This is a genomic window from Vibrio sp. WZ-1, assembly GCF_052037695.1.
GTDB lineage: Bacteria > Pseudomonadota > Gammaproteobacteria > Enterobacterales > Vibrionaceae > Vibrio.
The window spans coordinates 19727-40095 of record NZ_JBQEQR010000049.1; the positions used below are offsets into that span (position 1 = coordinate 19727).

19 protein-coding genes are annotated in these 20369 nt (G+C 45.2%); 14 read left to right on the forward strand and 5 right to left on the reverse strand.

Annotation, left to right across the window (positions count from 1 at the left end):
• The first annotated feature begins 1 nt into the window (after position 1).
• The 4 genes from rarD to ACTS60_RS03015 all read left to right on the forward strand — a co-directional run bounded on the left by rarD (position 2) and on the right by ACTS60_RS03015 (position 2887).
• Positions 2-907 (forward strand): EamA family transporter RarD, encoded by a 906-nt coding sequence (gene rarD / locus ACTS60_RS03000; protein WP_440887072.1) that lies wholly within the window; start codon positions 2-4, stop codon positions 905-907.
• A gap of 164 nt (positions 908-1071) precedes the next feature.
• Positions 1072-1458 (forward strand): MAPEG family protein, encoded by a 387-nt coding sequence (locus tag ACTS60_RS03005; protein ID WP_440887073.1) that lies wholly within the window; start codon positions 1072-1074, stop codon positions 1456-1458.
• On the forward strand, positions 1452-1985 hold the full coding sequence (locus ACTS60_RS03010; protein ID WP_440887074.1) for a DNA mismatch repair protein: 534 nt from the start codon (positions 1452-1454) through the stop codon (positions 1983-1985). Before ACTS60_RS03005 ends, ACTS60_RS03010 begins: the two co-directional genes overlap by 7 nt.
• A 362-nt stretch (positions 1986-2347) precedes the next feature.
• Positions 2348-2887: a phosphatase PAP2 family protein gene (locus ACTS60_RS03015; protein ID WP_440887075.1), complete on the forward strand. Its 540-nt coding sequence runs from the start codon at positions 2348-2350 to the stop codon at positions 2885-2887.
• A gap of 74 nt (positions 2888-2961) precedes the next feature.
• Here ACTS60_RS03015 and ACTS60_RS03020 read toward each other — a convergent pair whose 3' ends face one another.
• The gene (locus ACTS60_RS03020; protein ID WP_440887076.1) at positions 2962-4323 is read right to left on the reverse strand and encodes an endonuclease/exonuclease/phosphatase family protein; all 1362 of its coding nucleotides are present in this window, start codon (positions 4321-4323) and stop codon (positions 2962-2964) included.
• Between the two features lie 350 nt (positions 4324-4673).
• Between ACTS60_RS03020 and ACTS60_RS03025 the strand changes: the two genes are divergently transcribed.
• Positions 4674-6779 (forward strand): M4 family metallopeptidase, encoded by a 2106-nt coding sequence (locus ACTS60_RS03025; protein WP_440887130.1) that lies wholly within the window; start codon positions 4674-4676, stop codon positions 6777-6779.
• A gap of 163 nt (positions 6780-6942) precedes the next feature.
• Positions 6943-7257, forward strand: coding sequence for a DMT family transporter (locus ACTS60_RS03030; RefSeq protein WP_440887077.1), 315 nt, complete (start codon positions 6943-6945; stop codon positions 7255-7257).
• A gap of 86 nt (positions 7258-7343) precedes the next feature.
• On the opposite strand, the gene ACTS60_RS03035 is transcribed toward ACTS60_RS03030, so the two are convergent.
• Positions 7344-8246: a DMT family transporter gene (locus tag ACTS60_RS03035; protein ID WP_440887078.1), complete on the reverse strand. Its 903-nt coding sequence runs from the start codon at positions 8244-8246 to the stop codon at positions 7344-7346.
• A 150-nt stretch (positions 8247-8396) separates the two neighbouring features.
• On the opposite strand from ACTS60_RS03035, the gene ACTS60_RS03040 reads away from it, so the two are divergent.
• The 4 genes from ACTS60_RS03040 to ACTS60_RS03055 all read left to right on the forward strand — a co-directional run bounded on the left by ACTS60_RS03040 (position 8397) and on the right by ACTS60_RS03055 (position 11440).
• Complete coding sequence (locus ACTS60_RS03040) at positions 8397-8849, forward strand: NUDIX hydrolase (RefSeq protein ID WP_440887079.1); 453 nt, start codon at positions 8397-8399, stop codon at positions 8847-8849.
• Between the two features lie 13 nt (positions 8850-8862).
• Positions 8863-9423, forward strand: a complete 561-nt coding sequence (locus ACTS60_RS03045; protein WP_440887080.1) for a GNAT family N-acetyltransferase — start codon at positions 8863-8865, stop codon at positions 9421-9423.
• A 65-nt stretch (positions 9424-9488) separates the two neighbouring features.
• Entirely contained in the window at positions 9489-9899 is a 411-nt protein-coding gene (locus ACTS60_RS03050; protein ID WP_440887081.1) for a GNAT family N-acetyltransferase, read from the forward strand.
• A 128-nt stretch (positions 9900-10027) separates the two neighbouring features.
• The gene (locus ACTS60_RS03055; protein WP_440887082.1) at positions 10028-11440 is read left to right on the forward strand and encodes a coniferyl aldehyde dehydrogenase; all 1413 of its coding nucleotides are present in this window, start codon (positions 10028-10030) and stop codon (positions 11438-11440) included.
• Positions 11441-11565: 125 nt separating this feature from the next.
• Here the strand turns inward: ACTS60_RS03055 and ACTS60_RS03060 are convergent, their stop codons facing one another.
• Together ACTS60_RS03060 and ACTS60_RS03065 are read right to left on the reverse strand one after the other, a co-directional pair.
• Complete coding sequence (locus tag ACTS60_RS03060; RefSeq protein ID WP_440887083.1) at positions 11566-14283, reverse strand: SO2930 family diheme c-type cytochrome; 2718 nt, start codon at positions 14281-14283, stop codon at positions 11566-11568.
• Positions 14284-14328: 45 nt separating this feature from the next.
• On the reverse strand, positions 14329-15615 hold the full coding sequence (locus tag ACTS60_RS03065) for an outer membrane protein transport protein (protein ID WP_010452127.1): 1287 nt from the start codon (positions 15613-15615) through the stop codon (positions 14329-14331).
• Between the two features lie 466 nt (positions 15616-16081).
• On the opposite strand from ACTS60_RS03065, the gene ACTS60_RS03070 reads away from it, so the two are divergent.
• Positions 16082-17059, forward strand: a complete 978-nt coding sequence (locus ACTS60_RS03070; RefSeq protein ID WP_440887084.1) for a ribonuclease Z — start codon at positions 16082-16084, stop codon at positions 17057-17059.
• Between the two features lie 87 nt (positions 17060-17146).
• Here the strand turns inward: ACTS60_RS03070 and ACTS60_RS03075 are convergent, their stop codons facing one another.
• Complete coding sequence (locus ACTS60_RS03075) at positions 17147-17626, reverse strand: aminoacyl-tRNA deacylase (RefSeq protein WP_010452123.1); 480 nt, start codon at positions 17624-17626, stop codon at positions 17147-17149.
• 129 nt (positions 17627-17755) lie between these two features.
• On the opposite strand from ACTS60_RS03075, the gene ACTS60_RS03080 reads away from it, so the two are divergent.
• The 3 genes from ACTS60_RS03080 (at position 17756) to ACTS60_RS03090 (ending at position 20335) form a co-directional block, all read left to right on the forward strand.
• Complete coding sequence (locus ACTS60_RS03080) at positions 17756-19297, forward strand: glutamate synthase-related protein (protein WP_440887085.1); 1542 nt, start codon at positions 17756-17758, stop codon at positions 19295-19297.
• Between the two features lie 113 nt (positions 19298-19410).
• A complete protein-coding gene (gene parS / locus ACTS60_RS03085) occupies positions 19411-19863 on the forward strand; it encodes a type II RES/Xre toxin-antitoxin system antitoxin (protein ID WP_038886617.1) in 453 nt (150 codons plus the stop codon).
• Position 19864: 1 nt separating this feature from the next.
• Positions 19865-20335, forward strand: coding sequence for an RES family NAD+ phosphorylase (locus ACTS60_RS03090; RefSeq protein ID WP_005447071.1), 471 nt, complete (start codon positions 19865-19867; stop codon positions 20333-20335).
• Positions 20336-20369 lie beyond the last annotated feature (34 nt).

Here is a 20369-nt window from a genome sequence, read left to right on the forward strand (position 1 = left end):
TATGAATAACAGTCGTTACGGCAATTTTATGGCTGCACTATCCTTCATTATTTGGGGATTGCTGCCTGTTTATTATCGCTTCCTACCAAATGCGTCAATGGATGAGCTATTAGCGCTACGTATTATTGGTTCTGTGCCTGTGGGCTTTATCTTGGTGCTGGCAATTACTCGTCACAAGCCCAACTGGAATATGATTTGGCAAGATAAAAAATCGCTTTGCTATACGTTTGTGGCAAGCAGCTTGATGTGTATCTCTTGGGTTGCGTTTACCTGGGCGTTAACGAATAACCGAGTCATTGATGCGAGCTTGGGTTTCTTCATTGGTCCTCTAATTTCGGTGGCTCTCGGGGTGTTCGTCTTAGGTGATAAGTTATCTAAGGGGCAGTTTGTTGCGATCTTATTGGTGACGATTGGTGTTCTGTACCAAGTGATTCAATACGGCCAGTTACCGTTAGTGGCTCTCACAATGGGGTTGTTCTTCTCACTTTATGGCCTCTTTAAGAAGAAAATTAATTTTGATTGGAGCACAACTTTATTTATAGAGGCTGTGGTTCTTACGCCTTTCGCCTTAGCGTATTTATTTATCAAGCAGTGGTCTGTAGGTGAGTTGACGTCTACGGTAGATGTGACGACTTTTATGCTTTATTTAGGCAGTGCGCCAGTGACCATATTGCCACTGATTTTCTACTCAATCGCGATTCGTATCACTAACTTGTCTACTGTTGGTCTGATGCAATACATTGAACCAAGCCTTCAATTTGTGTTGGCCGTGGTCTTTTTTGGTGAGTTGTTCGATAGTGTAAAAGCAGTGACCTTTGCCTTTATTTGGGTTGGTCTGCTGTTCACTATTTGTGAAGGCATTGTAAAGCGTTCGAAACGTAAAAAGTTGGCAAACCACTCACTTTAGTCAATTGCTTCTTTAGATTCATAGGGCTGACTTATATAAAATATATACCCAAGTGATCCTCGCTTAACCAAGCATTTCTCGGTTACTTGGGTATAGTTAGCCTCGAGAGAATGCTGGTACTGTGCAAGTGTTAGAACATATCAATATCTAAAGAAGGAAGTTTTATGATTACCGCTCTCTACGCGTCCGCTCTCGCCCTACTGCTCATCTGGCTTGCTTTTCAAGTCATAAAACAACGTCGCAGCAACAAAATTGCTTATGCGGATGGTGGTGTTGAGTCTCTTCAAATAGCTCGCAGTGCCCAAAGTAACGCCAGTGAATACATACCTATAACTCTGATTCTCATGGCCCTACTGGAATACAATGGTGCATCGGTTTTATGGATACATCTTACAGGCATTGCTTTTGTTGTTGGGCGAGTGATTCATGCTAAAGGAATACTAAGTGAGGATCTAAAAGGTCGAGTTACTGGAATGAAGCTAACCTTCTTTACTATGCTTGGTTTAGTTGCTCTTAATTTGATCTATTTACCTTACGATAGCCTATGGTAAAGCCTTCGACTTACTTACCTCCCGCTTGGTTACTAGTCCTGATAGGATTAGTACTCAATGTTGCAGCAATTATTCTAACCAGTGTAGTGCTAGATCAGTTGGGAAAAGAGACAGGGTTACTCGCGGACCAAAAAGCGGATAACTTGTATTCGATACAACTGGCCTGGAGTAGTGTTGAAACACTAGAACGTAAGCGAGAAGTCTTGTTATTGCACTTGCACATTGGCCAAAGTGAAGTGCTTCCTGACGAAATGAATTACCTTTTACAAGGACAGCTCACTGCTTGGACGGGGAAAGAGGTGAGTTCAATCGATATCTCGCAACTACCCAATTTAATGTCGGAAATTAATCATGCCCAAAGTAGCTACAGAAATCGCATTGATGGCTACTACCTGAATAACTTGGAGATAACGGAAGAGATGTCCGACTTGGAAGAAAAGATCGCGTGGTATAAAAGTATCGCTCTGTTTCTTCAGGTATTTGGCTTGGCTCTGATCTTAGCGAGAGATCTAGCTCGTAAACCTTAATTGATGAAGCAGGGTTGCGATTTGCGAAAACTAATTTGCATAATGCACTTAGTTTGACGTGTTCTTGTTTGCAATTCGTTTAGTTAAATTGCAATTAATTGAATATTAGTCGATTTTGATATTTCTTTAAGTTGGCATAGCTAATGCACTAGTATTAATGACCCTTTTAAGCCGAGGGTCACCTAGCCAACTGACGTTGTTAGTGGACCAGATTGTTCACATGTATACACAGCCAATCACAACTTTTGTGGTTGGCTTTTTTTCACAATCAATTCACGTTTTAATTGTTACAGTTTACGTTCGAATATTCGTGATGGCTGTGATAGTTTGCGCCTGCATTCAAAATCTAGTTGGTTGTATTAATGAAGAAAATTGTACGTTTGGTCGGTGTTATATCTGTAGTGGGTTCTCAATCAGTTTATGCGATGAGTGAAAAAGATTGGGACGTTCTTACTGATATTGGCGCTTATGGATTAGTGGCAACAGCGGCAGCCGTTCCTGTCTATAAAGGGGACTGGGAGGGTTTTTGGCAAGCTGGATTTAGTATCGGTGCAGCATCAGGAATTGGCTTAATCGGGAAAGTGACTATTGATGCGGAGCGCCCAGATAAAAGTGGTAATGATAGCTTTCCTTCAAACCATACCGCTAACGCTTTTGCTTCGGCGACAAACCTTTATTTACGTTATGGTTGGGAAGCCGGTTTGCCTGCGTACGGTGTTGCTGCGTTAGTTGGGTTCGGACGAGTTGAAGCGAAGAAGCACTACTGGCGCGACGTGCTCGCAGGTGCTGCACTTGGAACTTTAACCGCATATGTATTTACTGACGCATATGATGAAAATGTGCAGCTTGTTCCTTGGGTAACGAGTGAAGACGTCGGTGTATCAATCACTTATCGTTGGTAGTTTGAGTTCTGAACAATAAAAAGCCTCGGTATTAACCGAGGCTTTGCTGCATCTAAATATTATGACTTCAGTAATTAGAACTGAGCTTTAATCCAGATCATTCGGTGGTCAGAAGAGACATCTTTACCGTTGCCGTATTTACCGATGCGAGCATCGTTGAACAGTTTACGACCTTCTTCGTAAGATGCTGCCCAGTAAACACCAGAATCCACAACGTTTAGGTTTGCTGATGGCATTGCATAGTCAACACCAAGACCAAATGTTGAAGTGATGCGATTTGGAATTGGGTGAGTAGAGTTTTTGTCTACCGCATGCTCGGCTGCGCCAAAGCTTGTTGGGTATAACTCACCATTCATTACATCTTGGTTTACCAATGGGTCATTGTGGAACGCCTGCATGATTTCACTAAAGCCATCGCCATCTAGTGGATCTAGGTTTTGGTCGCCCATCATTACAAACTTAGCACCTTCCGCTAGACCACCTTTGTTTCCAGCGTCATCGTAGAAGTATTCTTTGCCTTGTACATAGTGATGCCAGAATTCAACTTCAGCACCATTTTGTACTTTGTTTTTACCTGGATCAAAAACAGGTGGAGTAGGGTGAGACATCAGAAGGTGAACAACTTCGTCGCCTTTCTCTGTTGGAATAATGATCGGTGCATCTACGTGGTTTTTCGAAGATAGACGAACGACATCCCATTCGTCTGCGGTGTACCAATCGTCTCCACACTCCATGCCATCGGGGATAGTTTGTGAGCCGTCACAGATTGTAATTGTTGGGATTTGAGCACCTTCCATATCTTTCCATTTGAATTCTTGGAAAGTACGCGTGTTCTTTGTGTCGATCTCGTATTTAGACATCAATGCGAATGCGTATTGACCGTGGTAGAAACCAAAGCCCCATGCATCGCCCGGAAGTTGACCTGCAGTGCCGTTGTTGTCTAGGTCAAGGCCGCTGTTTAGGCCCGTGTTTGTTGAGTAAGATTCTGCGTAAGGGTATTCGATTGGCTCAAGGTTTGCTTCGCCGCCAGCACCTTCTAGGCTTTGTGCGATAGATAGGTAGTTCTTCTGGAAACCTTCCAATGCTACTTTATCTTCGCCAGTACCATCGTTGTTGAACTCTGCCATCATTAGCACGTCAGGACGGTTTTTCTGAATAATTGCTGCAACGTTACGGATTTGAATGACTTTCTCAGCCATTGTTTTATCTTCATCCGCGATGGTGCCATCAAGATAAGCCGTTACAAGTTCAGTTTGTTTTACTGGCTCAACTTGCATTTCTTCTACAAGGTCTTCAAACGTACTGCGATCAAAAGAGAGGTTATAAGTGGCGATCTTTACGTCTTGAGGTTGAACATATTTGATATCGTCGTCGTTACAGCCGGTAAGTAACGCTGCGCCAATAAGGAGAGCTAAGGGAGTTTTAAAATGTTTCATGGGTATGTCATACCTTATAATTGGATTCGCGCAAATACTAAAGTTATCAGTAGCTTTTGTAAGCGATCTTTGTCACACAATCGATTGCGTATTTGCATATGTAACCAGCTTATTTGTGATTTGTGAGGCTAACGCATCGTTTTCAACACCAGAAGGTTATATTCAAACTGTTAAATATCGATGGTCGAGTGATTTGATTAACATGAAATCATTGGGTGGATTTATTGCAACCGCCAACTAGAATCACTATAGATAACGACTCAAATAACTACAAAATAACGCTATTTACACGTAGACGTTCGACTCTGTCAGGGTGGCTGTGCTTAGTTAATAAGACCGGGGATCAAATGATGGAAACAGTAACACCTCATCGTTACAGCGTTGTCGCGACGACAATATTTCTCTCTGCAATATGTTTTTCACCTTATTCTTTTTCCGCAAAAGCAGAAAGATTAGAAAACAATCATGGCTATCTTGTTTCTCTAGAAAAGCGCAATCAGTCTTCAACCCAAAATGTCGGTAAGGCTTTGGGGCTTCAAAAAGAGTACAAAGTAGAAAAAATTCAATCCAACCAAGGTAAAAATGGCAACCTACATACACGCTATAAGCAAACGTATAAAGGCATTCCTGTATGGGGGAAGCAGATTGTTGTTCACCGAGATAAGAATGGCAAAATACAGCGTATCAACGGGACGTTAGTTAAAGACATTACGAATGATATTTCCAATGTATCACCATCGCTAAAAGCGGCAGAAGTAAAGGCTAACGTTCAAAAACAATTTGTCTCAGATGGCTATCAGATTGAAGACCAAAAGCAGGCGTTAACCATTTACGTCGATAGCAATAATGTTGCTCATTTAGCTTATGAGATTCGGTTTTTTGCTGATTCGGATAATGCAAATAAACCAACCCGTCCCACTTTTCTAATCGATGCTCATACTGGAAAGGTGCTTTATCAATATGAAGGTCTAGCGCATGCTGACGCGATTGGGCCTGGAGGGAATGAAAAAATTGGTGAGTATCACTATGGAGTGGACTATGAAGCGTTAAACGTTCAGCAGTCGGGTAGTACTTGTATTATGGCGATTGATGGAATCGTAAAAACGATCAACTTGAACGGCCGAACATCAGGCAGCACTCATACTTTTACTTGCCCAACCAATACGGTAAAGCAAATTAATGGGGCTTATAGTCCTCTTAATGATGCCCACTATTTTGGTAAAGTCGTCTACGACATGTACCTAGACTGGCTGGGTGTTGCCCCGCTGACTTTCCAGTTGGAGATGCGCGTCCATTACAGAAAAAGATATGAAAACGCCTTTTGGAATGGTTCCAGCATGACCTTTGGTGATGGCGCTACTTATTTTTATCCGTTGGTGAGCTTGGATGTCTCCGCCCATGAGGTAAGTCATGGGTTTACCGAGCAAAACTCGAACCTCATTTACTCGGGGCAATCGGGTGGTATCAACGAAGCGTTTTCAGACATTGCAGGTGAAGCCGCTGAGTTTTACTCGCGAGGCAGTAACGATTGGAAAGTCGGTTATGACATTCGTAAATCCGCAAACGGTGCATTGCGATACATGGACAATCCGCCTTTAGATGGGCGCTCAATCGGTCATGCCTCCGACTATGTTAGTGGTATGGATGTGCACTATTCGAGTGGGGTGTTTAACAAGGCGTTTTATTTACTTGCAACCGAATATGGTTGGGGGACACAAAAAGCGTTTGTGACTTTTGCCTACGCAAACCAGAACTATTGGACGCCTGATGCGACTTATGATTCAGCTGCTGCTGGTGTATTGGCTGCTGCACAAGCGCTAGGTTATTCTGGTTCGGACATTACTAGCGCATTCGCACAAGTTGGGGTATCTACAAGCGGCGGCGTTGTTGAACCACCAGTGGTATCTTGTGATATCACGGTATTGGCGAACGGTGTAGGCACATCGATTGACTCTGCTTCTACGGGTCAATGGCGTTGTTTCACCATTGATGTACCAAGTGATGCAACAGAACTTAATGTCGTAACGTCGGGCAGTAATGGCGATGCTGATTTATACGTTAAGCTGGGCAGTGCACCTTCAGAATCGGATTATGATTGTCGCTCTTATAGTAGTAACAGCAATGAAAGTTGTACCTTAGTATCTCCAAGTACTGGCACGTGGCACATTGGTGTTTATGCTTATGCGGCGTACAGTAATCTTTCTGTAACAGCGACCTACGTTGAGGGGGAGGCCCCGCCGCCTCCGCCAGAAACAGACATCACAACCAGTTCGACAAATAACGGTAAAACATGGACAGCTCGAGTTTCTGGCTCTGGATTGCTCGGTGGTTTTTGGTCTATTGGCGGTGTATGTAACTCTGATAGTGAGTGTGTGTTGAGTGGGATTCCGAAGAAAACCGGCGCCGTTAACTTTACCCTGAGTGACGAGCGAGTCCTTACAATACTGAAACCGTAAGCTTTGCTTTCGACTTTATTAGGCTCTGACACTGTTCAGAGCCTTTTGTTTTGGTATTTTTCGTGTCTGATCTTTTGGTTATAATACGGGCTTACAAGAAGTGAGGACGACCTCACCGCTCTCATCACTATCGGGGACGACCCCAATCATTTGGAATCTCTCAATGGCTTGGGCAATTCTATTTCTCGCTGGTCTATGCGAAGTCGCGTGGGCGGTTGGCCTTAAATACACAGAAGGCTTTAGTAAGCTTGCCCCATCAGCATTCACTATTGGATTTATGGGGTTAAGCTTTTGGTTGCTGGGTATCGCACTTAGAACGTTACCATTAGGTGTTGCTTATGGTGTTTGGGTTGGTATTGGAGCGATAGGGACTGCGATTGCCAGTATCTATTTATTTAATGAACCAGCCACGCTAATCAAGCTCATCAGCTTGCTGCTCATTGTTGTCGGTATCGCAGGGTTAAAGTTTGCTGCTTAATTTTTGAATAACAGGCGAAAGAAAAGCCAGAGTTCTGCTCTGGCTTTTGCTATTTGAATGATGAGAAGCCCTAAGCATGTGAGATTTTACGAGCGCTTTTTCATAAACAGCAGTAGATGTTGACCAAAGACATTAATCAGAGCCCCCGTTACGATCAATGCTCCGCCTAAGTATGTCCATGCCGAAGGCAGTTCTCCAAAGAAGACGATTCCCAATATAATAGAGAAAATGATCTGAACGTATGAGTAGGCAGAGGCTTTTCCGGCTTCCTGAGTTTGCATTGCCTTCGTTAACCCCAGTTGTCCTATCTGAGTAAATACGCCGACCAAGACCAACATCATGGTCAGATACAAATCTGGCATCACGAATGGATCTCCAATCAAAAGAATCGATGCAGGCAATGCCACTAAAGGGAAGTAAAAGATGATGACGGAGCTGTCTTCGGTCTGGCTTAACTTACGAACGATCACGTACGCGATTGAGCTGCCAAAAGCACCTAGGATAGCGATCATCACGCTAAACATAGGTAAAGCATGCTCGGTATCTGGACCGGTTTCTGGCCTCACCATAACGTATACCCCAAGCAAACACAGGGCGATGCAAATAAACGTCGAGAACTGGATGCGCTCTTTGAGGAAGAAAACGGCAAGTAAGGCAGTAAATACAGGGTGGATGTACTGAAAAATGGTCGCTTCAGCCAATGGCAGCGTCGTAACAGAATAGTACACACACATTAAAGCCATGGTTCCAACGGCACCGCGAGCAAAGAGCAAGGGCTTATTATTACCCCAAACAGAAATACCTTTGCGTTTCACATCGAGATAGCTGATCACTAGCGAAACCAGAGCCCTAGCAGCTACGATTTCAAATACAGGTATACCGTGTAAGCTAACGTGCTTTACTGTGGCGGACATCAGTGCAAAACCAAAAGCGGACAGAACCATAAAGCGCACGCCAATGGGAATCATTGAGTTGAGTGAGTTTGGCATGTTACTGCTCGTTTATTGCGGGAGATCGCACTTTAGCACACTAAACTGGCAAAAAGATCAGCAGCTTGAGAATAAGGCCCTGCATCTTCACGAACCAAGGTAGACTGTCTCACTTTGAGTAAAAAACAATAAATGCATAAGGAGAAGTGCATGATTCCTATTCAAGCAACGCATGTGTCAGGTGTGGTGATTTCTGAATTTGACGGCATAAAGAAAATGCTGTTGCTAGAGCGCGTGAAAGGTGGCTATTGGTGTCATGTCGCTGGTGGCGTCGAAGAGGGCGAAGCTGGCTGGCAAACCATCGTACGAGAGCTTAAGGAAGAAACACAAATCGAAGATGTCGAGCTTCATAGCGCAGACTTTCTCGAACAGTTTTATGAGGCGCACAAGAATCGAATCATGGTTATCCCTTGCTTTGTTTTGTTCTGTAAGCCGAATCAAACTGTAACGCTAAATCATGAGCACAGCGATTACCGCTGGTGCACGTTGGAAGAAGTAAAACAGCTCGCGCCATTTGCCAATCAACACCACCTGTACGAGCATGTATGGAAGCACTATGTTGAAAGCGAACCGACACCTTTCACTTTGATTAAGCAAAGTTAACTACGGAATCACTATGTACCAAGGGTATGAACAACATCAGACACTGCAAATTTCGGAGCGTATTTCCATTGAGCCTTTGCTGGCAAAACACGCGAATGTTCTGCTCGAAGTAGTCAATGAAAGCCGTGACAGCTTGTCTCGATATCTACCTTGGACAGACTTTGTCACGAATAGAAGAGAGGCCTTGCGTTATATCTCACAGCGGGTCAACAGCATTGCACTCGATTCGTACTGGTTTGCCCTTTTTCTGGATAACCAATTTGTTGGCGTGCTAGGGGTTAAAGGTATGAACGAAGATACGCGAGTTGTCGAGATTGGTTACTGGCTAGCGGAGGTTGGACGCGGTCATGGGGTGGTTCACCAGGTGCTCTCCGTTATTATACCGTCCGTCAAGCAAAGAGGGCGCGCTAGCGTTATCCAGTTCCATTGTATGGAAGACAATATACCAAGCATCAAAATTGCAGAACGTGCTGGTGCGATATTAAAGGAATACGTTGAACATGATTTTGAAACCCTAGATTCTTCTCAACGACTGGGTATTTATGAGCTGGATCTGGCTACAATAAGTAATTGAAAATAGTAGCTTAAAATTCGTTGCGGCGATATAAAGGGATAAGTGAGCTGGAAAGGAAAAGAGTAATGGAAATAAGCATTAATACCATTACTTGGCAAGATGCGATGCCAATTCGCCATCAAGTACTATGGGCAAATAAACCCATCGAACATTGCCAAGTAGAAGGTGACGAGGAAGCGGAGCATTTTGGCGCATTCGTCGACAACGTATTGGTGGGGGTGGCGTCGATATACCGAGATGACAATCAAGCTCGATTGCGCAAGTTTGCTGTCTTGCCTGAGTATCAAGGGCAGGGCATTGGTTCGTCCATGATTCGATGTGTGTTAGAAAGCTTTAAGTTTTCACCTGTTGAGTATTGCTGGTGCGATGCGAGAGAATCAGCACTAGCGTTTTACGAAAGGTTTGGGATGCAAGTTGAAGGTGAGCGCTTTTATAAATCTGACGTTCCTTATTACAAAATGAAGCTTGCGCTTTAAGCAGAGCAAATCTGAGTTTGAACTCTAACTTCCTTATTGCGTTAATAGTCAGAATGTTGCCCTTGTGTTAACTTTGAATCGTACATAAGTGCGACATTGCCCTTGATTGGGTGCACAAGGAGAAAAACATGAATGCGATCGTCGACGTCGAAGTTAGTCAACTGCTGCAACACAAGTTAGATAAGCTCAAAGCCGCATACAATGCCGAACCTTATCCAGCTTTAGAGGTAAGAAAGCAAAAGCTGAACCTTCTTAAGCATACTATTTTGAATAACCAGCAAGCGCTGGTGGAAGCCTTAAGTGCCGACTTTGGTTATCGCTCTGAATTTGATACGGCGATGACGGATGTATTGCCGACGGTTGCCCAAATCAATTATACCCTAAAACGCCTTAATAAATGGTGTAAGCCAAGTCGTCGTCATGCTGGCTTATTGCTTGCGCCTTCTAAAGTCACCGTTGAATACCAACCGGTTGGCGTAGTCGGCATCATTTCTCCTTGGAACTTCCCAGTCATTCTCAGTTTATCGCCATTAGTGACTGCGCTTGCTGCGGGTAATCGAGTGATGATGAAACTCTCCGAGTTCACCCCTATGACCAACAAAGTGATTTCTGAGATTTGCAGAGCGTTACCTGAAGATGTTGAAGTCGTAGAAGGCGAAGCGGAAGTTGCTCAAGCGTTCAGCAAGTTGCCATTTGATCATCTTCTGTTTACCGGCTCAACCAATGTTGGTCGCGCGGTTGCTCGTGCTGCAGCGGAAAATTTAACCCCAATTACGTTGGAGCTCGGTGGTAAATCTCCAGTCATCGTGGCGGATGACGCTAACTTGAGTAAAGCGGTTGATGCGATACTGTTTGGTAAATGCATCAATGCCGGACAAATCTGTGTTGCGCCAGATTATGCCTTTGTACCCGAGGGAAGAATCAACGAGTTTGTCGCACTGTTTCTACAACGTTTTGAAGCGCTGTACCTCAAAGGCCAAAACGACCAAGGCTTTACTCATATCATCAATCAACGTCAGTACGACCGCTTAAAGGCAGTATTGGAAGATGCCAAAGTCAAGGGCGCAGAAATACACACCGTGTCCGAGACGAGCGCAGAAGGCCGACTATTATATCCGCACCTAGTGACCAATGTTTCCGAAGAGATGGCCATTATGCAGGAAGAGATTTTCGGTCCTCTTATGCCAATCAAGCCTTACCGTGATATCCAAGAGGTCATCAGTTACATCAACCAGAATCAACGCCCACTTGCGCTCTACATCATGTCAGAAGATAAGAGTGTTATTGAGCGAATTACCCGTAATACCCACAGTGGCGGGGTTGGGGTGAATGACACGATTTTGCACGTCGGTGCGGAAGATGCGCCATTTGGTGGCACTGGTGAATCTGGTATCGGTCACTACCATGGCGAGGAAGGTTTTAGAACCTTTAGTCACGCCAAAACCATTCTGAGTACACCAACTTGGTTACCTCGTGTAGGTATGTTGCTGGAACGTCGAGGCATGGCGATAAAAGCATTACAAAAGTTCTTTATGCGTTAACGCTACTGACATTGGAACACCCAAGAATAAGAAAACCGCCCAGTGAGGCGGTTTTTGTTTGTTATTAACTCGGGGTGTTGAAGTAAGTTAATGGCTACCTAAACATCTAGTAGCCATTGATGGTATTACTCTACGCAGCTCCAGCCTGTGGTATCAATCGAGTTAATCCAATCGGCAAGTAACTGAACACCTTCATCGTGAACAACGTGTCTGCCTAGTTCTGGCATCATATTTCCGTTGTCGACATTGATGCGGTAGTGCAACACAGAGTTTTCTGGATCACCCGGTACAATCACATACGGAGATGGACCTTTGTGGAAGGTGATACCACGAGCACAGATGCCCATCTCACTGATCCCTTCACGCCAGTATTCAAATTTGAACGGGTTGCTCGCCGCTTTACCTTCAGTGCGGTGACAGTGTGCGCAGTTAACATCAAGGTACGCTTTGGCATAATCCAGTAGCTCAGTATCCGTTAGATTACTTGCTCCCGCTTCGGTATCAAAGACAGGGGTCTTAGGTAAGTTCTCTGGCGTATCTGGTAAAGCTTCTGTAAATAGCCCCAGCGTTTCCCAATGTACAAGTTGGTTGACTGGCGAGCTATCAGAGACATCTTGAACACTATTTAGGTTACGTGCTTTAGGACCAATAGGAGAGAAACCTTTTGGCTGTGTGTTACCAGTAGGATCGGAAACATCAGATTCTACTTTGTGACACAAGGTACACTCATTTCGGCTTGGTACTTCATAAGTGAAATTAAGCGTTTCGCCATTATGTTCTACGCTGCGCTCAAAGGGTACCGATACTGCAGTCAGGTAAGCGTCGGTTTTGTCCTCATTCCATACGTAAGGCAGGGCAATCCAACCGCTGCCACGACGAATCAATAGGCGAGTCTCAATGAGCTCTTCGTTTTCGCCACGGGCATTCTCTGTGCTTGAAGGTAGCGCAAAGGTTTTGATCAATACGGTACCGACTGGGAAGTCGAACACCTCTTGCTCCCGATAGCCTGCAGAGGCTTCGTTCGGCATCACAATAAAGCGGTATTTGCGTGCGTAGTCAGTAAAGAGTTCAACGTTCATCTCATACAAAGTACCTTTCGCAGATGCCGCTAAGTTGAGGTTTTGTGTTGGATCTTTGGCATCTTCAAACAGATTGTATTGCGACAAGCTCACACAGTTTTCACCGTATGTCGCGCTTTCACGTGTAATAGCATCCCAGTTAATACCCGCTACGCTGTCTAGGGTACAGCTTGCGTTGCCAACGATACCGTTTGGTGTATCTGGATTATCAGGATCCGTCGCTCCGTCTTCGGTTTGATTGTAACCATACACCACGCCATTAATTGTGACGGTATTGATGTCTAATGGCGTCTTGGAATCACAACCTGCGGTAAGTAATGTTGCTTGCTCGTTCTCATATAAGAAATCTGCATTGGCTGGGTTTTCTGCATAACGACCAATTGCGGTTGGGTCCATGTTATCAACCAATACACCGACACTTGCGCCATTGTTCACTAAACAGTTGCTGTCTGCATCGGTAAACTCAGTAAGGTAATTCCAGTTGGTTGTTCCTGTCATACCGTTGAGCGCATCACGCAATGGTGCAAACATTTGTGAACGAATCAGTGACTCACCTGCGCCATCGTAAAACAGAGCAGGGAAGGCTTGATGATTTAACGTATACGCTAAAATCATATCTTCAATCAGAGAACCATTTGGATTGGCGCCCGTGTTGGTAATGGTGTTGTCGTGGAAATACATGTTGGTCGGAACCGGGTTCCAGCCCTGCATAACGGCATTGCCTTCAGATGTCCCATTGAGTGGGCTGTAAGCGTTGGGATCGCCGTTCACCAACAAGTAACTCGTCATAGCAAGTGCCATTGAGTCGTGGTTAGTAATCGTGTTGTTGAAGAACTCACTATTACGTCCGGACAAAATGACGACGCCAGTACCAGGAGGGACGATGCCTACTACGCCACAGCCGCCTAGTCCATTTTGACAGGTGGTATCAACATAGTTCTCTAAGTTGTTGTCACGAATGACGTTATCAAAGATGCGTACATCATCAATTAAGCGACCAATAGTGGTCGCGCCCGGTAGGTCAAATAGCAGCACTCCGCCTGTGTTTCCCAGAGCTAAGTTGTTGTAGACATCCACATTCGAACTGTTTTCAATCTCGATACCGGCGATGTTTTTTTCCGCTACGTTGTCACGAATAACCGCGCCGATGGTTTGACCCACATAGATACCCGCATCAGCACTGCCGTAACTCCACGTATCTTCGATCAAGACGTTTTGAGATTTTACTGGATAGATGCCGTAAGTGCCGCGTAGGTTACCATCTTCGTCACGTGCACGAGGCACTTCGAGCCAAACCGCCGCGACATCACGAATAATGATGCCTTCAACTCCGTCGGCTTTAAGACCGTTCTTAGAAGCTTCCGCAATTTGGAGATCGGATACGGTGATGTTCGAACCACCACTGATGGCAATACCATCTTTGCCATCTACACCACTGAAGTCGAGGTAGGTTTGGTCGATGCCTGCACCACGTAACACGAGGTTATTCTTCGAATCGACTGTCAATTGGTTATTCATTTTGAAACAACCGGCGGGCAGTGTTACCACGCTGTTGTCTTCGGCAAGTTCGACTAGGTTTTCAATCGCGGTGACTTGTTCCGCGCTCGCCCATTCCTGACCGTTGCCACATAATTCTGGTGTACCGTATTCAGATAATTCATAACCGCTAGAGGTTTGCGGCTCGTCATAATCGTCACTGTTACAACCCATCAAAAGACTGGAACTGATGAGTGTAGCGACAACCGTTTTGTTTATTCCGTGCATGATTTGCTTCCCTGTAATTAGTGTTATTGACTCAGTCAGGAATAATTAGAAAGAGTGGTTGTATTGGATTCCGTATATGTACGCATCACCTTCGGAGCGATAGGCGATATCCACGCCCGGTAGAGCGTGCGGCTCAAGCGGCTCAGTGAACGTGACTTCTTCGGCATCAATAAAGGTGAAGCCAAAGTCGATTCGGCTGTTTTGATTGAAGGCGTAGGTGGCACCAAAGCTGTAATTGATTCGGTCTGAATCTGGCAAACTGATGCTCTTGTCGTTCACGTTAGGCGTTTCGTCGTAAGCAATACCGGCACGCAGAGTGAAGGATGGGTTGAGTTGGTAAGTCGCACCAAATGCGTATTTGAAGGCGTTCTCGAAGTTCTCATCCTTTTGTAGAACTTCTTGCCCATCTACGGTGGCGCGGATTTCCTCAAACACATCCCAACCCGTCATCATCACGCTGTAGTGGATAGCCAGGGGTTCGATAATCTGATGGAAACCAGAGAATTCAGTGATGCTCGGCAGATTGAGGGTTAAGTCTCCCGTGACAGTTTGACCCGGCATCGAAATTGCGCTTGGAACATCTGAGTAATAATCGCCTTCAAAATCCACATCCACTTTAGAGCGATAGCTGAATCCGAAGCGATGCTTCTCGTTGATCTCCCAAAGCGCGCCGAGGTTAAAGCCGTAACCCCAACCATCACCATCGAGTGATTTCGCCACGTCGGTACGAGCAAAATTTGCGCCCGTATCAGCATTGATGGCATCGGCAAGAATACCCAGTGTGCGCGTGAGCTTGGCTTTACCATAAACAATGCTAGCGCCAGCTCCAACACTGAACTCGTCATTGATTCGGTAGGCGATGGTAGGGTTAAAATTAATGGTTTCTAAACTGGTTTCCCCACCAATCGGTCCGGCTAAATAGTCATCAGGGTATTCGGTTGCCAACCCAAAGTCAGTGAAGATACCAAGCCCCCAGGACCAAGAATCATTGATTGGGGCAGCGATATAAAATGACGGCACAACCACATTGTCAACGACGTCATTGTTGGTTAGCTGATTATTGAAGGAATCTGAAGGGCCGTTACCCGTTACGCGAACTTCAGGCATGATGTAAGCGGCGCCAACGGACAACTCATACGAATCGAACATCGTAATGGCGGCCGGGTTATGTGCGACCACTGATGCGCCATCAGCAATGGCGGCTTCACCTGCATTGGCACGCCCTAGGCCTGCAGCAGAATGTTCAGATAATTGAAACCCGGCAGCGTATAAGTTAGGGGAGCTAAGCGCTATGCCTATTGCAAGCGCGAGTTTTGCATTCCTTGTCTTCATATCACTCTGAAACTCCATGTGTTTTTAGGATGCGTTTTAAATAAAAGTGCTGATAAATCCATATCGGGGTGAATCGGTTGTTCACTACACACTCGGCTCAAGCATAAAAACAATTAACATACTTGTAACATTGAATTTCAGAATTTGTTATTTCCATCTCATATAACTATCAGTTTGTAATTGCCATCCTAACTATCTGTAAATGTTATACTTAGGCGATATTTTTCTAAGGCTTCTATTTGATGAAGCTCCTCTTTACTGTTTGATGTTCGCTTAAAAAGCGATGCTTAAGTGTTAGCGAATGGTAGATGGTAATAAAGTTAATTTAGTACGATTGTTTTAAACGTGTGTTTAATTGAATTTTAAGGCTTAAAGCGAAAGTTGGCGAAAATGGCGCAATTTATCACTGAATCGCATGCTAAACTTTATGAGTGATTAGAGCTTTTACGTAAGTGTCGAGGAGCATATGGAGCTGTATTTCTTAGGGACGTCTTCTGGAGTTCCAACAAAATCCCGTAATGTTTCTGCGACTGCTTTGCTGGAGAGCGAGGGGAAAGGGTGGTTTCTAGTTGACTGCGGAGAGGCGACTCAGCACCAATTGCTACACACTCCGTTATCACTTAATTATTTGCAAGCCATCTGTATTACCCATATTCACGGTGACCACTGTTATGGTTTACCGGGCTTGCTCGCCAGTGCGGGCATGAATAACCGTAAAGATCCTCTGACGATCATTGCGCCAAAGGGGATTGAACAGTGGGTTGAAGCGACTCAAGCGTTCACCAAACTCTATCTGCCATTTGAACTTCACTTCATCGAAGTTGAGCAGTTTGATTCGATTGAAATTGGTCAGTTTACGATTACCGCTACCACACTTTCGCATCGCGTTCCTAGCTTTGCTTTCTGTTTTGAAGAGTCAACCATTCGCATGTATCCAGACATTGATAAGCTTGAGCAATCGAACATTCCGAGGGGACCTATCTGGGGAGAGCTTGTGCGGGGAAATGATGTGGAGTACCAAGGTCAAACCTTAATGAGCAAAGCATTTACTAAGTTTGCTCATCCACCGAGAAAAGCGATCATTTGTGGTGATAACGATACACCGGAAAAGCTTGATGGTCTGATGGAGGGCGCGCATCTGTTGGTACATGAATCAACGTACTCAGAAACGATGAAAGAGCGAGCGGGAGAAGTCGGGCACGCTTATTCATCACAAGTCGCCAATTATGCGCAGGCAAAACAAGTCCCGAACTTGATTCTCACTCACTTTAGTCCTCGCTATCAGTTCAGCTCTGAAGCGGAGGTTTCGATCGAGCAGATTCGGAAAGAAGCTCAAACAGCTTACTCTGGTCGCCTCTTTCTTGCTCATGATCTCGCACATTATCGAATTGACAGGGCGGGTGTAGTTGAGGAGGTTAAAGATGCTGATAGTAAGGATGAATAAAGGCTCTTGCTGTATGAGCAATTCAAAATGTAATCGTCACAACAAGAGCCAACATTGTCTATATATCAGGTTTATCGTAGCCTGATGCTAGTGGAATACTTCACTACTAAAGCGTAGAAAACGACTTTCTCCCATCAGTTCACGGAACGCTTCTTTATCTAACTTAATCAAGGTTTCGTGATCGCCTGCTTCCAAATACACATGGTCTAAGTTGGCAAGCATTTCGTCGCAAATAGTTGCCATGTGATAAGCGCCTCCGACGGGTGGTATTGCACCGTTATCGCAATCGGTAAATAGACGGTAGACTTCGCGCTCTTTGATTAAGTGGAAAGAGGCATTGAGCTCGTCATTCAATCGAGACAAGCTGATTTTATTATTCGCAGGCAAGACAGCCATCATATGATGACCTTGGTGATCTTCTAAAATCACGCCTTTTGCCAAGTTATTGAGAGGGATACCCGCTGCAACACCGCTTTGCAGCGAACTATTACTATGACTGTGATTCACAGTTTGAAAGTGAATATGATGCTCAGTCAAATAGTGGTCGAGCCGGGTTGACATGGTCATGTTAGCCTCCAGAGTGTTGATACCCACATAAAGTATAGGTAAATCTTTATTCTCCTGACGCATTACTTGAGCTGTTCTACGCTTACTGAAAGCCAGCCACAGAGTATGGCATTGAAAAAGGGAAGCAAAATGAGCAAACCAGTAATAGCGGATAACAAACCCATCAAAGTTGAGCTTGTGCAAGGGCAAGAATATTACTTTTGTCGATGCGGGCGATCTAAGAACCAACCTTATTGTGATGGCTCCCACGCCGGAACCGATTTTAAACCCATGAGCTTTATCGCTGAGAAAGATGAAGATGCGTATCTGTGTCAGTGTAAGCACACTGCAAATGCGCCTTTCTGCGATGGGACGCATAAGCAGTTTACCTCTGAGCAAGTGGGACAAGAAGGTCCGGGTATCCAAGCAGGAAATAACGAGATCCCAATTGCAGTGGCGACGCAAGAAGAACCCACGGTTGAGTTTATTCACCAACTGGCAAGAGAAGGGCTATCAAAGTTAGGGCACCATGGACCGATGACGGCGATGGGTGTGCCGAGAGACCAATTGCCACATTGGGATGACCTGCAAATGATGGTCGCACAAATGGCAACCAAACCTCTGATGGAAGATGTACCAGTCAAAACCGAATTGGTGATTGGTCCAAAAGCGAAGAAGCCGCTGGTACTAAAAATTCCGTTGTTTGTCTCTGACATGAGCTTTGGCGCATTATCAGAAGAAGCTAAAATCTCACTCGCGAAAGGTGCGGAGTTAGCCGGAACCGGAATTTGCTCTGGAGAAGGTGGCATGCTGCCAGAAGAACAAGCGGCGAACTCCCGCTATTTCTATGAACTGGCGAGTGCGCAATTTGGTTACGACGAATCTAAGTTACTCAATGTCCAAGCTTTCCACTTTAAAGGTGGGCAGGGAGCAAAAACAGGGACTGGTGGTCATCTTCCTGCAAATAAAAATGTGGGCAAAATATCGCAAGTGCGTGGCATTCCCGAAGGGCAACCTGCGATTTCACCACCGACGTTTAAAGATCTGCATACCGCAGAAGATTTTAAAAAGTTTGCTGATCGGGTGCGTGAAGTAACAGGTGGTATCCCGATAGGCTTCAAGCTCAGTGCAAATCATATCGAAGAAGACATTCAGTTCGCACTCGATGCCAGTGCGGATTACATCATTTTGGATGGTCGTGGAGGAGGTACGGGCGCAGCGCCTGCTATGTTCCGTGATCACATCAGCGTGCCAACCATTCCCGCTCTCGCTAGAGCAAGGCGCTATCTGGATGCACAAGGTGTGAGTGACCGTGTCACGTTGATCGTTACGGGTGGACTGCGTGTTCCAATGGACTTTGTAAAAGCGATGGCGCTCGGTGCAGATGGCGTTGCGATTTCTAACAGTGCGATGCAGTCGATAGGTTGTGTAGCCGCGAGAATGTGCAATACCAACAATTGTCCAGCAGGCATTGCAACGCAAAAAGCCGACTTAAGACAGCGGTTGAATGTGGATAAAGCGTCGGTTCAATTGAAGAACTTCTTTGAAGCCTCGGTTGAGTTGATGCAAGTGATGGCAAGGGCGTGTGGACACGATGATCTCAGCAAGTTTAATCAACACGACCTCGCCACTTGGAATCGCGATATGGCGTTGCTTTCTGGGGTGAAATACGCGGGCGTAGACAAGCCTTAACGTTTCTCTTTCTCTGATTAGCGCCTGTTTTACTGTGGCTGCAATTTGTACGATTGATAATTGAGCTCATATGGACCATAATAATAAGACCATTTGGTCTATAGGAGCTCAGTATGGCAACGGCGACATTAAAAAGCTTTAAACCGAAGCCGCCTCATAAGGCAAACTTTTGGTTTATGCTGGGCATTGAAGATGCCGAAACCGGTCGTACCGATGCGGTTCATAAAGGCTTTGAGCCAAAGGTATACCGTAATATCGTCGAGCGTGTGAAGCTTTCTCAAAGCGAATTCCAACACGTCACATTGATCCCGGTGAGCACCATCAAACGTCGACTCAAAAACGAAGAGCGCTTCAACACGCAAGAGAGTGATGCCATCTATCGTTTAGCGATGCTACTTAAGCTAGCAACAGAACTGTTTGATGATGAAGAACGCGCACTAGGTTGGATGCGTGAAAATGTTTACGGTTTGGGCGGCAAACGCCCACTAGACATGGTTTCAACCACGGTTGATTTTGAAATTGTAAAAGATTTGATTGGACGACTAGAGCACGGGGTATTCTCGTAATATGAAGCTCTATCGACTGACTCAAAAGAAGTTCTCTGAGTCTCCATTTAGCCCAATCGGTGCCAAGCTATACGGCGGGCGATGGAACTCGAAAGGAACCGAAGCACTGTACTTTTCTCAATCCGAATCTCTTTGCTCGTTAGAAGTTTTCGTTCATGTAAATAACGATCCGGCGATCACCAAGCTTTACGACTTGTATCGTATCGAGATGCCAGAATACTTAATTGCCGCACTGGATGAAGAAGATCTGCCGGTCACTTGGCGCTCCATTCCTGCTAGTGAATCCACACAATACATCGGTGACCAGTTTCTCAACGATCCGCATCCTGAGTTCGCTGCACTGCAAGTGCCTTCAACGATTTCGCCTCGTGATAACAACTACGTCGTCAATCCAAACCATCCCAAGATGAAAGACATCCTGAAGAAAGCAGAGAAGCTTGATTTTGCTTTTGACCCACGAATCTTTAAATAAAAAAGCTCAGCGTTTGGATTAGCGCTGAGCTTTC

What these genes read in the sequence shown, in the direction of transcription:
- ACTS60_RS03080 (WP_440887085.1), top strand. Translation starts at nt 17,756, where the DNA reads ATGAGCAAACCAGTAATAGCGGATAACAAACCCATCAAAGTTGAGCTT.
- ACTS60_RS03025 (WP_440887130.1), top strand. Translation starts at nt 4,674, where the DNA reads ATGGAAACAGTAACACCTCATCGTTACAGCGTTGTCGCGACGACAATA.
- ACTS60_RS03030 (WP_440887077.1), top strand. Translation starts at nt 6,943, where the DNA reads ATGGCTTGGGCAATTCTATTTCTCGCTGGTCTATGCGAAGTCGCGTGG.
- ACTS60_RS03035 (WP_440887078.1), bottom strand. Translation starts at nt 8,246, where the DNA reads ATGCCAAACTCACTCAACTCAATGATTCCCATTGGCGTGCGCTTTATG.
- ACTS60_RS03040 (WP_440887079.1), top strand. Translation starts at nt 8,397, where the DNA reads ATGATTCCTATTCAAGCAACGCATGTGTCAGGTGTGGTGATTTCTGAA.
- ACTS60_RS03090 (WP_005447071.1), top strand. Translation starts at nt 19,865, where the DNA reads ATGAAGCTCTATCGACTGACTCAAAAGAAGTTCTCTGAGTCTCCATTT.
- ACTS60_RS03075 (WP_010452123.1), bottom strand. Translation starts at nt 17,626, where the DNA reads ATGACCATGTCAACCCGGCTCGACCACTATTTGACTGAGCATCATATT.
- rarD (WP_440887072.1), top strand. Translation starts at nt 2, where the DNA reads ATGAATAACAGTCGTTACGGCAATTTTATGGCTGCACTATCCTTCATT.
- ACTS60_RS03010 (WP_440887074.1), top strand. Translation starts at nt 1,452, where the DNA reads ATGGTAAAGCCTTCGACTTACTTACCTCCCGCTTGGTTACTAGTCCTG.
- ACTS60_RS03070 (WP_440887084.1), top strand. Translation starts at nt 16,082, where the DNA reads ATGGAGCTGTATTTCTTAGGGACGTCTTCTGGAGTTCCAACAAAATCC.
- ACTS60_RS03005 (WP_440887073.1), top strand. Translation starts at nt 1,072, where the DNA reads ATGATTACCGCTCTCTACGCGTCCGCTCTCGCCCTACTGCTCATCTGG.
- parS (WP_038886617.1), top strand. Translation starts at nt 19,411, where the DNA reads ATGGCAACGGCGACATTAAAAAGCTTTAAACCGAAGCCGCCTCATAAG.
- ACTS60_RS03050 (WP_440887081.1), top strand. Translation starts at nt 9,489, where the DNA reads ATGGAAATAAGCATTAATACCATTACTTGGCAAGATGCGATGCCAATT.
- ACTS60_RS03045 (WP_440887080.1), top strand. Translation starts at nt 8,863, where the DNA reads ATGTACCAAGGGTATGAACAACATCAGACACTGCAAATTTCGGAGCGT.
- ACTS60_RS03065 (WP_010452127.1), bottom strand. Translation starts at nt 15,615, where the DNA reads ATGAAGACAAGGAATGCAAAACTCGCGCTTGCAATAGGCATAGCGCTT.
- ACTS60_RS03060 (WP_440887083.1), bottom strand. Translation starts at nt 14,283, where the DNA reads ATGCACGGAATAAACAAAACGGTTGTCGCTACACTCATCAGTTCCAGT.
- ACTS60_RS03020 (WP_440887076.1), bottom strand. Translation starts at nt 4,323, where the DNA reads ATGAAACATTTTAAAACTCCCTTAGCTCTCCTTATTGGCGCAGCGTTA.
- ACTS60_RS03015 (WP_440887075.1), top strand. Translation starts at nt 2,348, where the DNA reads ATGAAGAAAATTGTACGTTTGGTCGGTGTTATATCTGTAGTGGGTTCT.
- ACTS60_RS03055 (WP_440887082.1), top strand. Translation starts at nt 10,028, where the DNA reads ATGAATGCGATCGTCGACGTCGAAGTTAGTCAACTGCTGCAACACAAG.